Origin of the sequence: Bacillus sp. ok061, from assembly GCF_900108285.1 — a bacterium.
Taxonomy (GTDB): Bacteria; Bacillota; Bacilli; order Bacillales; family Bacillaceae_G; genus Bacillus_A; species Bacillus_A thuringiensis_S.
On record NZ_FNUW01000014.1, the window covers coordinates 64,084 to 76,632 of the forward strand.

A 12,549-nucleotide genomic window follows, 5' to 3' on the forward strand; every position below is an offset into this window, starting at 1 on the left:
AAGTGATTGTATGCAAGCATGGCAACGTTATATGCAAAATGATATTATGACGAGTAATCCGATTAAAAATACAATTTTTATTTATGAAAGATGTATTGTAGAGTTTCGTAATTTAGAAGAACTTTTACATACTTTTAATCTACAAGAAGGGGACGCACTTCTTGAAAAACTAGAACGTATTTTTGAAGAACTAAAGCTTCAATTAAATCCTGAAATTACGAAAGATTTATATGATAGCTTATATGGTTTATACGATTGGATTAGCATTCAAATTCAAACGATGAAAGTAACGCGTGAAGCGAAAGATATTGATGCAATTGTGAAAGTGTTACAAGATTTAATAGACGGTTACCGCGGAGCACTTGAAAATGAACAATGATATTTATCGGACGTTTGTCAGCTGTTTTAATGAAATCGGTGAATTGCAAGTGTCAGATGAAGAGTTTGCTGAGAAGAGTGAGATGTTAAATCGTTGGATGATGACACTAGATGAAGAAAAACGTACGCAAGTTGCAGCAGAAGTAAGCCCGTTCATTATTAAGGCAGCTCAGCATATTCGGGATAAGCAAAAGATTTTGGAAGAAATGATTATGACAAATGATGGGCGAATGAAGGCTAATTCATTTTACGGTAAATATTAATAATAACGTTTGGAAACAGATTCCCCTTTTAAAAGGGGGTCTATTCCTTCGTTTAAATAAAGAAATCCGCTGATTGAGGTTTCATTTTATGACTGTGATGAAAAAAATAGTAATCTAAATAATAGAAAAACGGATTTTAGTTTATAGTTCATATATTGAAATGTTCTTTAGATTACTATGGTATACAGTTTTTTTGCATTCTTTTTTATATTTTTGTATTTTTCTAAAGACAACAATGAAAAAATGGAATAAAATATGTAAGGGTACATAATAGTAAATATTTTAATAAACGCATATAAGAAAATAAATAATGAAGTGAAACTTCTATCAGTGGATCATTACGTTAGAAAAGAAAGGGTGTGGAATATGCCAGATTTAGTGAGTGATGTAAGCCATTATATGAATTATTTAGTGACGAAACGAAATACTGTTTCTAGTAATATTGCAAATGCGAATACACCTGGCTATAAAGCACAAGATGTAACATTTGCTGAGCAGATGAATAAAAGTAGTGCATTATATAAAAACAATGCGGCTGATTTAAAGAGCAATCCAGATTTATATCAAACGAATGAAATGCACTTGCCGACAGTAAATACGAAAAATACATATGCAAAGATTCAAACAAAATCAATGCAAACGAATAAAGACGGAAATAGTGTGGATGTAACGACAGAAATGCTAGATTTAATGAAAACAAATCAGTTATACGGTATTTCAGTTAACGCAATTAATACACAATATGCAATTAACCAAGCGGCACGCGGACGTTAAAAGTAGAAGGAGAGACAACGGATGTTTCAGGCAATTAATGCAAGTGGCTCAGGGCTAACGACAGCGAGAAAGTGGATGGAAGTTACTTCTAACAATATTGTAAATGCAAATACGACGGCGGCTCCGGGGGCAGATTTATATGAGCGTCGTAGTGTGGTGCTAGAATCAAACAATAGTTTTGCAAGTATGCTAGATGGGGCTCCTACTAACGGAGTAAAAATAAAAAGTATTGAAGCAGACAAAACGGAAAATTTAGTGTATGATCCGACGCATCCGCATGCAAATGAAGAAGGATATGTACGTTATCCAAATATTGATGTAACTGCTGAAATGACGAATGTTATGGTTGCTCAAAAAATGTATGAAGCAAATACGAGTGTATTAAATGCAAATAAAAAAATGCTTGATAAAGATTTAGAAATCGGCCGAGGATAAGGGGGAAGATAGTAATATGAAAATCCAACCAATGTTACATACACAACCATTTGGAGCAATTCAGTCAATTGGTGCACCGAAAACTTCTCAAACATCTGTAGTTGAGGGGAAAAAGTTTATTGATTTATTGGAAGATATGAATCAAACGCAAAACAATGCGCAAACAGCAGTATATGATTTACTAACTAAAGGGGTAGGAGAAACACATGACGTTTTAATTCAGCAAAAGAAAGCTGAGTCTCAAATGAAAACAGCTGCTCTCGTACGTGATAATCTTATTGAAAATTATAAGTCACTAATTAATATGCAAATTTAGGAAAGTGGACGGGTGTGTTTAAATGGAAAAGATGAAAAATGTTATCCAATCGTTAAAAACGTGGCATAAGTTAGTAATTGGTGCTGCGCTTTTAGCGATTGTAACAGGAGCACTTTTATACTTCACCTTGCCAGATAAATATGTTGTTGTATATCAAAATTTAAATGATACAGATAAACAAGAGATTACAGCAGAATTATCCAAGTTAGGTGTCGATTATCAATTAGCGGCCGATGGTTCGATTCGTGTGCAAAAGAATGATGCTCCATGGGTTCGAAAAGAAATGAATGGGATGGGCTTACCGTTTAATTCTAAAAGCGGTGAGGAAATTTTATTAGAAAGCTCGCTCGGTTCAAGTGAGCAAGATAAAAAAATGAAGCAAATTGTCGGTACGAAGAAGCAATTGGAGCAAGATATTGTAAGAAACTTTGCGACAGTTGAAACGGCAAATGTTCAAATTACATTGCCTGAAAAAGAGACAATTTTTGATGAAGAAAAAGCAAAAGGAACAGCGGCGATTACGGTTGGAGTGAAGCGTGGCCAATTGTTAACAGCTGATCAAGTTGCAGGTATACAGCAAATGATAAGTGCAGCAGTTCCTGGTGTAAAGGCAGAAGAAGTAAGCGTTATTGATAGTAAAAAAGGTGTTATCTCAAAAGGGACAGATGAAGCACATTCTAGTAGTTCTTCTTCTTATGAGAAAGAAGTAGAGATGCAGCATCAACTTGAAGGTAAATTAAAGCAAGATATTGATGCAACGTTAATGACGATGTTTAAACCGAATGAATATAAAGTGAATACGAAAGTATCTGTAAACTACGATGAAGTTACACGTCAGTCAGAAAAGTATGGTGATAAAGGTGTACTTCGTAGTAAACAAGAGCAAGAGGAAAGTTCTACTGCGCAAGAAGGGACAGATACGAAGCAAGGTGCTGGTATTACAGCGAACGGTGAAGTGCCAAACTACGGTACGAACAATAATCAAAATGGTAAAGTTGTCTATGATAATAAAAATGGTAACAAAATTGAAAACTATGAAATAGATAAAACAGTTGAAACAATTAAGAAACACCCAGAATTAACGAAAACAAATGTTGTTGTATGGGTAGATAATGATACGCTAGTAAAACGTAGAATGGATATGACAACTTTTAAAGAAGCAATCGGAACAGCGGCAGGACTTCAAGCTGATCCAAACGGTAACTTTATAAATGGTCAAGTTAACGTTGTAACTGTTCAGTTCGATCAGCCGAAAGTCGAAAAAGAGAAAGAGCCAGAAAAAAGTGGCATGAACTGGTGGTTATTCGGTGGAATTACAGCTGGCTTATTAGCGATCGGTGGTCTAGTATGGTTCTTATTAGCAAGACGTAAGAGAAAGAAAGAAGAAGAAGAGGAATATGAAGAATACTTAGCAGAAGATGAAATTGCTGCAAGTAATGAAAGTATCTTGGAAATTCCTGAAGAAAAAATAGTGCCAGAGCCAAAACCTGAACCAGAAGAACCGAAAGAACCAACGTTAGATGAACAAGTGCAGGATGCTACGAAAGAACATGTAGAAGGTACTGCAAAAGTAATTAAAAAATGGCTAAACGGACAGTAAGGGAGGAACAACGATGTTAGATGAAATCTCCTCCAAAGAAAAAGCTGCCATCCTTATTCGTACATTAGAAGAAGGGGTGGCAGCAAAAGTCATTGAATATATGACAGCTGAGGAAAAAGAAGTATTACTTCGTGAAATCGCGAAGTTTCGTGTATATAAACCAGAAACGTTAGAAAATGTACTAGGAGAGTTCTTATATGAACTAAATGTAAAAGAATTGAACTTAGTCACTCCAGATAAAGAATACATTCGTCGCATATTTAAAAACATGCCAGAAGACGAACTGGAAAAATTATTGGAAGACCTTTGGTATAACAAAGATAATCCATTTGAATTCTTAAATTCACTTACAGATTTAGAGCCACTTCTTACAGTGCTTAATGATGAATCACCACAAACAATTGCAATTATCGCTTCTTATATTAAACCGCAGCTTGCGTCTCAATTAATTGAGAGATTGCCAGATCATAAACGAGTAGAGACGGTAATGGGTATTGCGAAGTTAGAACAAGTTGATGGTGAATTAATTAATCAAATTGGTGAGTTGTTAAAATCGAAATTAAATAATATGGCATTCAGTGCAATTAATAAAACTGATGGCTTGAAAACAATCGTAAACATTTTAAATAATGTTTCACGTGGTGTTGAAAAAACAGTCTTTCAAAAGCTGGATGAAGTCGATTATGAGTTATCTGAGAAAATTAAAGAAAATATGTTCGTCTTTGAAGACTTACTTGGTCTTGAAGATCTTGCGCTTCGCCGTGTATTAGAAGAAATTACAGATAACGGTGTTCTTGCGAAAGCACTTAAAATTGCAAAAGAAGAAATTAAAGAGAAATTATTTACATGTATGTCTTCAAACCGTAAAGAGATGATTCTAGAAGAATTAGATGGCTTAGGACCGCTTAAGATGACGGATGCTGAAAAAGCGCAGCAAACGATCACTGGTACAGTGAAAAAGCTAGAAAAAGAAGGAAGAATTATCGTTCAAAGAGGTGAAGAGGATGTCCTTATTTAAAAACAGAATTCCGAAGAATTCTGTTTCTTTTTCTGAAGAAACGTATGAATTACAATTTCCAAAACCAGCTTCAGTTCAAATAGAAGAGGAAGAATTACAAGCTGATCATGCAGAACTTCGCGCCCAGCAAGAATCGTTACATATGGAAATGAATCAGCTAAGGCAAGAGAAGCAAATGCTAGAACGAGAGCGGCAGCAGTTATTACAAGATAAAGAACAATTTCAAATGCATATTCATGAACAAATGGAACAGATGGAAGCAGCGCGTGTGCAGTTTCAAAAAGAACAACAAGAAACAGCATATGAATGGACAGAGTTATTATGGGATCAATCTTTTCATCTAGCAGAAAAAATCGTGAATCAAGCGGTAGATTCACGATCGCTTGATGTGTTACCTATTTTAACTGGCATCGTGCAAACATTGCCAACTTCGTTTGAAAAATTAATCATTACAGTACATCCAGAAACGTTTGAACGTATTCAAGAAGAGAAGGAAAATACGAAAGAATATTGGTTACTACAATTAGTAGAATGGAAATATGATTTCTCCCTGCAGTTTGGTGAATTTGTTCTGGAAGAAGAGAAAGAGTTCTTTGAATTTAAATTTGCACCTATATTTGCGAAACTTCGTCAGAAATGGGAAGAAGAGAAGTTATTTGAGGAGCAAAATGTATGAGCCGTCTGTTAATGAATGAGAACGAAAAATGGAATAAGTTCATTGAAACACCGCTGTATACGAAAGTAGGCAAAGTTCATAGTGTACAAGAACAGTTTTTCGTAGCAAAAGGGCCGAAAGCGAAGATCGGAGATGTTTGCTTCGTTGGAGAGCATAAGGTCTTATGTGAAGTGATTGCCATTGAAAAAGAAAATAATATGCTACTTCCATTTGAACAGACAGAAAAAGTATGTTATGGAGATTCAGTGACTTTAATTTCAGAAGATGTTGTTGTACCACGTGGTAATCACTTGCTCGGAAAAGTGTTAAGTGCAAATGGTGAAGTGTTAAATGAGGAAGCTGAAAACATTCCATTACAGAAAATTAAACTAGATGCACCGCCTATACATGCATTTGAACGTGAAGAGATTACCGATGTATTTGAAACAGGAATAAAATCAATTGATTCTATGCTAACAATTGGTATCGGTCAAAAGATTGGTATTTTTGCTGGGTCAGGTGTTGGTAAATCTACTTTACTTGGAATGATAGCAAAAAATGCAAAAGCTGATATAAACGTTATTAGTTTAGTAGGAGAACGTGGCCGGGAAGTAAAAGACTTTATTCGAAAAGAGTTAGGCGAGGAAGGTATGCGAAAAAGCGTCGTTGTTGTAGCGACGTCAGATGAAAGTCATCTTATGCAACTTCGTGCCGCGAAACTCGCAACGTCTATTGCTGAATACTTCCGTGACCAAGGCAATAACGTATTACTTATGATGGACTCTGTTACTCGTTTTGCCGATGCACGAAGAAGTGTTGATATTGCTGTTAAAGAGTTACCGATTGGTGGTAAAACACTGTTAATGGAAAGTTATATGAAGAAGCTGTTAGAACGGTCCGGGAAAACACAAAAGGGATCTATAACAGGTATTTATACGGTGCTTGTTGATGGGGACGATTTAAATGGCCCTGTACCAGATTTAGCACGTGGTATTTTAGATGGACATATTGTATTAAAGCGTGAGCTTGCAACGCTTAGTCATTATCCTGCAATTTCAGTATTAGATTCAGTAAGTAGGATTATGGAAGAAATCGTGTCGCCACATCATTGGCAACTTGCAAATGAAATGAGGAAAATTTTATCAATTTATAAAGAAAATGAATTGTATTTTAAGTTAGGAACGATTCAAGAAAATGAAGAAAATGCTTATATTTTTGAATGTAAAAATAAAGTAGAAGGTATAAATACATTTTTAAAGCAAGGTCGATCGGATAGTTTCCAATTTGATGATATCGTTCAAGCGATACACCATATAGTATAAGGCCTCTGCCTAAGAGGTCTTATTTTTTTGTTTTTTAATATTTCACAGATTTTTTTGGAAAAAAACTATATAATAGAAAAAGAGAACGTTATAATAGGAAGGGGCTATGAAAACAGGTGGATAAACAGCAGTACGACACAATAAAATTGCAAATAAATCAAGAAAAAGAACATATTTTAAAAGAAGTGTATGAATTAACAGCTGAAAAAAGAAAAATAGAACAAAAAAAAGAATATGATTTATATGTTGTGAAATCGCGTAGTAAAGTCGTACAAACTGGGCAACGTATTATGGCGGGCATGCTTTCTTCACATACGTTTTCACCTGAAAGAATAGAAGAATGGAATCGAAAAATTAAAAAAACGGAAGGTTTTATTCAAAAAAATGAAAGCCTTTTAGAGCAAGTAAAAGAAAAAGAACGTGTCATTGATGAGATGTATCAAGAAAATTGTAAAAAGCTTGCGAAAGCACAAGAAAAGCTGGAAGAAAAAATGCTTCTGGATTTGAAAATGTGTATGAATGGATGAGGTGAATGTAGTGATACAGTCTGTATTACCGGTGCAACAAAGTTTACCTCCGCAAAAAGAAAAAGGGCTAGAAGTACAATCAAAAAATGAAGATTCTTCATTCGATCGTACGATGAGAATGGAAAATAAAAAACAGCCGCAAACGGAGAAAACGAAACGAGAAGAAGCACCACCAGAAGAGAAAAAAGATTATATTCTTTCTAAAAAATCGGTAACAAAAGAAGAACCAAATGTAAAGAAAGAAGAAAAAAAAGAGACAGAACAGTTGTTATTAGCTGTATCTGAGCAAATGGTTGCAATTGAGCAATTACATGTGCAGCCGGAATTGTTATATCAATACATACAAAAAATACAAGAGCTATATAAAGAATATGGCAATATTAAACTTAATGAATTACCTGCAGCTGAATTACAACAATTACAAGAACTTCTTTCAAATATGAATATCAAAAATGCTATATGTTTAGAAGATACAATGCAAATGGTATTAAACAAAATGAAGATGCCAGAGCAAACGATGCAAGCATTGAAAGTTGTAGAAACCGAAACTTGTAATATTGCAAAGGAACAAGAAGAGTCTAAAGAGGTAGATCTTCCAAAACTTGAGAGCGATGATGCAAAGGTAGAGTTGCCAGAGGTTGATGCATTAAATGATTCGAGCTCTGCAGGTGCAGAGTTATTAAATAAAACGACGAGTACCGAACAAATAGGGAAATCAAATAGTGGTGCTGAGAAAGTTTCATTACCTGACTTAGGAAAGAAAATGGAAGCGCAAGTAGAAGCGCTGCAAAAATTTGTAGTGAAACAAGAACGTGTTTTATTCCAGTTAAATCCAGAAAAACTTGGTACATTAACAGTGTTTATGAAAAAACACGGAGATCAAATTGACGTTCACGTAGAAATGGAAAAACACGATGCGAAAAAACGTGTTGAAATCATTTTTGATGAATTGAAATTAAAGTTAAAAGAAAAAGAAATCAATATTCAAATTAGCTATTCAGATAAAGATGAAAATCGTAAAGAACAGCGAGAACAAGAGCAAAGGCAAAAACAGAAATTAGCAAATACAAATCATGAAAAACAACAATCAACAGAATTTGCGGGATTATTGGAGGAATAAAGCGTGCCAACAGTTGGGTTAAATACAACGAGTACAAATCATATTCCGTTACAAGCAGGAGCGCAAAAAAGTAATGTACCTGTTAATGGTGTACAATCGCCAGTGCAACAAAGTAATGGAGTTTCGGCAGGAGCGCAAAAGACTCCTGGGGTAATGGGGAAAGATGATTTCCTAAAATTGTTTTTATCAAGTTTTCAACATCAAGATCCATTTAATGCGATGGATATGAATCAAATGATGAATCAGACAGCACAGTTATCTCTTATGGAACAAGTACAGAATATGACGAAAGCAGTAGATAAGCTGCAATCAACGATGTATTCAACAGCACTTGATGGTGGAATGAAGTTTTTAGGTAAATATGTAAGAGGTGTTGACGGTGACGGAAACAAAGTAACCGGTCAAGTAGAAACGGTTCGCCTTGCGGAAAATAACGATGTACAGCTCGTTATTAACAATAAAGTTGTATCTCTTCGTTTCGTTGAGAGAGTGTCTGATAAACCGATTGGAGAAACAAATCCAGAAGACGCAAAGAAAGACGATCAAAAAGTAACTGAAGAAGTAAAAAATACAAATTCATAAGGAGTGTCCATACGTTATGATTAAAGCGTTATATACAAGTATTACAGGGATGAATGCAACACAAAATGCATTAAGTGTAACTTCAAATAATATTGCCAATGCACAAACAGTAGGTTATAAAAAACAAAAAGCAATGTTTGATGATTTACTATATAACAATTCGATTGGTGCAAAAGGTGACGGTAAATATGCAGGAACGAATCCGAAAAGTATTGGTAACGGTGTGAAAATGAGTGGTACGGTTACGGATTATAGTGATGGTACAATTACGTTAACAGGTGGCAAAACACAAGCCGCAATGGAAGGTAATGGTTTCTTCGTTGTAGGTGATTCAAAAGGCGGAAATATGGAATTTACTCGTAAAGGTACGTTTGGGATATCTTCAGATTACTATATTACGAATACTGAAGGTCAATACGTATTTGCATACCCTGCAAATGAGGCAACCGGTGAAGTTGATTTATCTGGAATTCCAGGACCGTTGCAAATTCCAATGGGAACAGCAATTGGTGGTATTCGAACATCGAAAGGGACAATTAAAGGGAATATTCCAACTGGTGAAAAACAAATTACACAAGATTTACCTGTATATGATAATGCAGGGAATACATGGACAATGCGTGTAGAGTTTAAACAAACGAGTGAACATAATTATACATATAAAGTACAAATGCGTAATGACTCGAAAAAAGAAACAGAGTTTAAGGATGTTCCAGGTGCAGGTGGTAATATGACATTTGATGCTGTTGGAAATCCAAATCCGAAAGAGCAAGGAGCAAATATTCCATTTGACGGTGGCTCTATAAAATTAGACTTAAGTCATTTAACAAACCATCCAACAGATAAAACATTATCAGTAACAGACGTAGATGGTAGAGCAGCAGCGACGGTTAAAGATTGCTTCATTGCTGACGGTGGATATGTGATGGTAAAATATTCTGATGGAAGTATGAAATCTGCAGGTCAATTAGCTGTTGCGATGTTCCCGAACGAAGGCGGACTAATGAAAACAGGTAATGGTAACTATACAGCGACGAATACAACAGGTATTTTAGCTCTTGGTGCATCTGGTCAAAACGGTGCGGGTAAAGTACGTGGTGGTGCACAAGAAGGTGCAAACGTAGATTTATCTGTAGAGTTCGTTGACTTAATGTTATACCAACGCGGATTCCAAGGAAATGCGAAAGTAATTAAAGTTTCAGATGAAGTATTAAATGAAGTTGTAAACTTAATTCGATAATATATCGTAATGAAAAAATGTAATGGAGTAGAAAGGGTTTTTTATTCGTATGACAAGACAAGAGCGAATTTTACAATTGCCTTTTTTCGAAAATAAACGTGAACTTGCCGAGCAAGTATTAAAAATAGAACGAGAAGAGCATGTATATTTACCAGATCAATTTGAAATTAAGCAAGTGCCTCCGTATTCATTTGGCGAAAAACAAGCAATCATTGGCCGTATCCATGAGTTTTATTTCATAAGTGTTGGTAGCGATAGCGTTTGGAAGTATCAACTGTTTAAGGATGAGATGAAGTGTCGTGAGTTTTTTGTTATGTTGCCAAATATTACGGATCAGCAGATAGCGTTTTGGTTTAATAACATAGAGTTATTGAAAGGTTCTTAAAAGCACTTTTTAGGTTTTGAGAGAGGACCTGGCGATGTTTTGGAGCGGTTAGTGCCTAATAGAGTCCCGACCGATGTGTAAGACCAGAGATATGTAGCGTTACTAGAGTAGTGTGGTAGTGTAAGAAGTGGTAATATAAAATAGTTTTAAGTTAATTTAAGGTAGTTGTAGTATACAATTAGACTGAATTTCTATAAAAGGAGAGGTGAGGAGGATGGCGCAAAATAAGTATCGCGTTACATTCATTTCGCCGAGTGAGGTTGAGCAGCGGACTGTAATGGCGGCGAATAGTTTGCCAGATTTAATTCGTAAAGTAGAGAGTATTATTGCAGATCCAAACGGTTATTTTGTGAATGATAAAAAAAATAATTGTTATTTTAAAGTGATTAAAGAAAATGTTACGTTTATTCAGTATGAGTTACTATTTTCGGATAAGGAAATTCATATTGAAAAATTAAAACATATAGCACCAGTAGTATTAAAACGATTATTCGAAAAAATAAATGACCCGGAATTATATGCACTCGCGCTACTGGATGTTGATATAGCAACGAAAGAATATGTGCTAGCAGAAATGAATTCTGAGCTGAGAATAAGAGTAGAGACCGAGCTTTCGAAAAAATGGGAAGCAATGCCGACGGAAGTTGTAGGAGCACAAGAAGTGTTATTAGAGGCACTTGCTTCGTTTATACAAGATTAATTGTTTTTTTATAAAATGAATCGTTCGACTATCTATATTTTTTATATAGGTAGTTGACTTTTTCGCTTTTATAAAGCTTAATAATTAGATATACGGAATTAATGGAAGGGGAGCGACACCTTTATGTCACAAGCACAAAGTATTTTATTAGAAAGCGGAACAAATGAATTAGAGATTGTTACGTACACTGTTGGTGAAAACCTATTCAGTATTAATGTAATGAAAGTACGTGAAATCATTAATCCATTCCCTGTTACAACTGTGCCAGAATCTCATTATGCAGTTGAAGGTGTTGTTCAAGTACGTGGTGAAATTTTACCTGTTATTAACTTGGCAATGGCTCTTAATTTAAAGTCAACAAAGCCACTTGATCAAACGAAATTTATCATTTCAGAATTAAACCAAATGAAAGTTATTTTCCGCGTTGATGAAGTGCATCGTATTCAACGTATTTCGTGGGAACAAATTGATGAACCAGCTTCATTATCTATGGGACTAGAAGAAACGACATCTGGTATTGTAAAACTAGATGGCAAAATCATTTTACTATTAGATTATGAAAAAATTGTATGTGAAATTAGCGGCACTGGTTATGACAATAAATCAATTGCAGGGTTAGAACAAAAAACAGATCGAGCTGAAAAAGTAATTTATATTGCAGAAGATTCAGCGATGCTACGCCAAATATTAGAAGAAACATTATCATCAGCTGGATATACGAAAATGAACTTCTTCAGCAATGGTGCAGAAGCGTTAGCGCAAATTGAAAAATTAGCGAAAGAGCAAGGCGAAAAAATGTTTGAACATATTCACTTGCTAATTACGGATATTGAAATGCCAAAAATGGATGGACATCATTTAACGAAAGTGGTTAAGGATAGTGAAGTAATGAATCGTTTACCAGTCATTATTTTCTCTTCATTAATTACAAATGAATTATTCCATAAAGGTGAAGCTGTAGGAGCAAATGCTCAAGTAAGTAAGCCAGATATTCAAGAGCTAATTGGTTTAGTTGATAAGTTAGTACTTTAAAAGTTTCTATTTAGCCGGAATAGAAACGCTAGCCAAGTGTTGAGCGGTCAGTGCTTAATAGAGCCCTATGTGATGTTGAGACCAGACATATGGAGTGGTTATAGGTAAGTAGAAGAGCTGGTGTATAACATTTTTCTATTTAGTAGGAATAGAGGAACTACTTATGTAAGGAAGTTTTCAGTGCTTAATAGAGTCTTATGCG

16 protein-coding genes are annotated in these 12,549 nt (G+C 35.0%); all 16 read left to right on the forward strand.

Going from position 1 to position 12,549, the window contains the following annotated elements; translation table 11 throughout:
- Nucleotides 1-10 precede the first annotated feature (10 nt).
- Nucleotides 11-379 (forward strand): flagellar protein FliS, encoded by a 369-nt coding sequence (locus C4S65_RS18735; RefSeq protein WP_016077910.1) that lies wholly within the window; start codon nt 11-13, stop codon nt 377-379.
- A complete protein-coding gene (locus tag C4S65_RS18740; RefSeq protein ID WP_141539114.1) occupies nt 369-641 on the forward strand; it encodes a flagellar biosynthesis protein FlgG in 273 nt (90 codons plus the stop codon). Before C4S65_RS18735 ends, C4S65_RS18740 begins: the two co-directional genes overlap by 11 nt.
- A 366-nt stretch (nt 642-1,007) precedes the next feature.
- Nucleotides 1,008-1,415 (forward strand): flagellar basal body rod protein FlgB, encoded by a 408-nt coding sequence (gene flgB / locus C4S65_RS18745; protein WP_001113110.1) that lies wholly within the window; start codon nt 1,008-1,010, stop codon nt 1,413-1,415.
- Nucleotides 1,416-1,436: 21 nt separating this feature from the next.
- A complete protein-coding gene (flgC, locus tag C4S65_RS18750; protein WP_000484680.1) occupies nt 1,437-1,850 on the forward strand; it encodes a flagellar basal body rod protein FlgC in 414 nt (137 codons plus the stop codon).
- Nucleotides 1,851-1,866: 16 nt separating this feature from the next.
- On the forward strand, nt 1,867-2,166 hold the full coding sequence (gene fliE / locus C4S65_RS18755; protein ID WP_000701672.1) for a flagellar hook-basal body complex protein FliE: 300 nt from the start codon (nt 1,867-1,869) through the stop codon (nt 2,164-2,166).
- A gap of 22 nt (nt 2,167-2,188) precedes the next feature.
- Nucleotides 2,189-3,766, forward strand: coding sequence for a flagellar M-ring protein FliF C-terminal domain-containing protein (locus C4S65_RS18760; protein WP_098838408.1), 1,578 nt, complete (start codon nt 2,189-2,191; stop codon nt 3,764-3,766).
- A gap of 13 nt (nt 3,767-3,779) precedes the next feature.
- On the forward strand, nt 3,780-4,784 hold the full coding sequence (gene fliG, locus C4S65_RS18765; protein ID WP_000883364.1) for a flagellar motor switch protein FliG: 1,005 nt from the start codon (nt 3,780-3,782) through the stop codon (nt 4,782-4,784).
- The gene (locus tag C4S65_RS18770) at nt 4,771-5,460 is read left to right on the forward strand and encodes a FliH/SctL family protein (protein ID WP_016082179.1); all 690 of its coding nucleotides are present in this window, start codon (nt 4,771-4,773) and stop codon (nt 5,458-5,460) included. Before fliG ends, C4S65_RS18770 begins: the two co-directional genes overlap by 14 nt.
- Nucleotides 5,457-6,761 carry a flagellar protein export ATPase FliI gene (fliI, locus tag C4S65_RS18775; protein WP_097981822.1) on the forward strand — a complete coding sequence of 435 codons (1,305 nt, stop codon included), beginning with the start codon at nt 5,457-5,459 and terminating at the stop codon, nt 6,759-6,761. Before C4S65_RS18770 ends, fliI begins: the two co-directional genes overlap by 4 nt.
- Before the next feature lie 116 nt (nt 6,762-6,877).
- A complete protein-coding gene (locus C4S65_RS18780; RefSeq protein ID WP_000360860.1) occupies nt 6,878-7,288 on the forward strand; it encodes a hypothetical protein in 411 nt (136 codons plus the stop codon).
- A gap of 10 nt (nt 7,289-7,298) precedes the next feature.
- Nucleotides 7,299-8,408, forward strand: a complete 1,110-nt coding sequence (locus C4S65_RS18785; RefSeq protein ID WP_050844814.1) for a flagellar hook-length control protein FliK — start codon at nt 7,299-7,301, stop codon at nt 8,406-8,408.
- Nucleotides 8,409-8,411: 3 nt separating this feature from the next.
- Nucleotides 8,412-8,990: a flagellar hook assembly protein FlgD gene (locus tag C4S65_RS18790; protein ID WP_001143460.1), complete on the forward strand. Its 579-nt coding sequence runs from the start codon at nt 8,412-8,414 to the stop codon at nt 8,988-8,990.
- 16 nt (nt 8,991-9,006) lie between these two features.
- Nucleotides 9,007-10,230, forward strand: coding sequence for a flagellar hook protein FlgE (locus tag C4S65_RS18795; RefSeq protein ID WP_000588320.1), 1,224 nt, complete (start codon nt 9,007-9,009; stop codon nt 10,228-10,230).
- A 49-nt stretch (nt 10,231-10,279) separates the two neighbouring features.
- Complete coding sequence (locus tag C4S65_RS18800; protein ID WP_000198166.1) at nt 10,280-10,615, forward strand: DUF3964 family protein; 336 nt, start codon at nt 10,280-10,282, stop codon at nt 10,613-10,615.
- 214 nt (nt 10,616-10,829) lie between these two features.
- Nucleotides 10,830-11,315, forward strand: a complete 486-nt coding sequence (locus C4S65_RS18805; protein WP_000068302.1) for a hypothetical protein — start codon at nt 10,830-10,832, stop codon at nt 11,313-11,315.
- Nucleotides 11,316-11,438: 123 nt separating this feature from the next.
- Nucleotides 11,439-12,347: a chemotaxis protein gene (locus C4S65_RS18810; RefSeq protein ID WP_098838409.1), complete on the forward strand. Its 909-nt coding sequence runs from the start codon at nt 11,439-11,441 to the stop codon at nt 12,345-12,347.
- Nucleotides 12,348-12,549: the final 202 nt, after the last annotated feature.

What these genes read in the sequence shown, in the direction of transcription:
- C4S65_RS18760 (WP_098838408.1), top strand. Translation starts at nt 2,189, where the DNA reads ATGGAAAAGATGAAAAATGTTATCCAATCGTTAAAAACGTGGCATAAG.
- C4S65_RS18735 (WP_016077910.1), top strand. Translation starts at nt 11, where the DNA reads ATGCAAGCATGGCAACGTTATATGCAAAATGATATTATGACGAGTAAT.
- flgC (WP_000484680.1), top strand. Translation starts at nt 1,437, where the DNA reads ATGTTTCAGGCAATTAATGCAAGTGGCTCAGGGCTAACGACAGCGAGA.
- C4S65_RS18795 (WP_000588320.1), top strand. Translation starts at nt 9,007, where the DNA reads ATGATTAAAGCGTTATATACAAGTATTACAGGGATGAATGCAACACAA.
- fliI (WP_097981822.1), top strand. Translation starts at nt 5,457, where the DNA reads ATGAGCCGTCTGTTAATGAATGAGAACGAAAAATGGAATAAGTTCATT.
- fliG (WP_000883364.1), top strand. Translation starts at nt 3,780, where the DNA reads ATGTTAGATGAAATCTCCTCCAAAGAAAAAGCTGCCATCCTTATTCGT.
- C4S65_RS18740 (WP_141539114.1), top strand. Translation starts at nt 369, where the DNA reads ATGAACAATGATATTTATCGGACGTTTGTCAGCTGTTTTAATGAAATC.
- flgB (WP_001113110.1), top strand. Translation starts at nt 1,008, where the DNA reads ATGCCAGATTTAGTGAGTGATGTAAGCCATTATATGAATTATTTAGTG.
- C4S65_RS18810 (WP_098838409.1), top strand. Translation starts at nt 11,439, where the DNA reads ATGTCACAAGCACAAAGTATTTTATTAGAAAGCGGAACAAATGAATTA.
- C4S65_RS18770 (WP_016082179.1), top strand. Translation starts at nt 4,771, where the DNA reads ATGTCCTTATTTAAAAACAGAATTCCGAAGAATTCTGTTTCTTTTTCT.
- C4S65_RS18800 (WP_000198166.1), top strand. Translation starts at nt 10,280, where the DNA reads ATGACAAGACAAGAGCGAATTTTACAATTGCCTTTTTTCGAAAATAAA.
- C4S65_RS18805 (WP_000068302.1), top strand. Translation starts at nt 10,830, where the DNA reads ATGGCGCAAAATAAGTATCGCGTTACATTCATTTCGCCGAGTGAGGTT.
- fliE (WP_000701672.1), top strand. Translation starts at nt 1,867, where the DNA reads ATGAAAATCCAACCAATGTTACATACACAACCATTTGGAGCAATTCAG.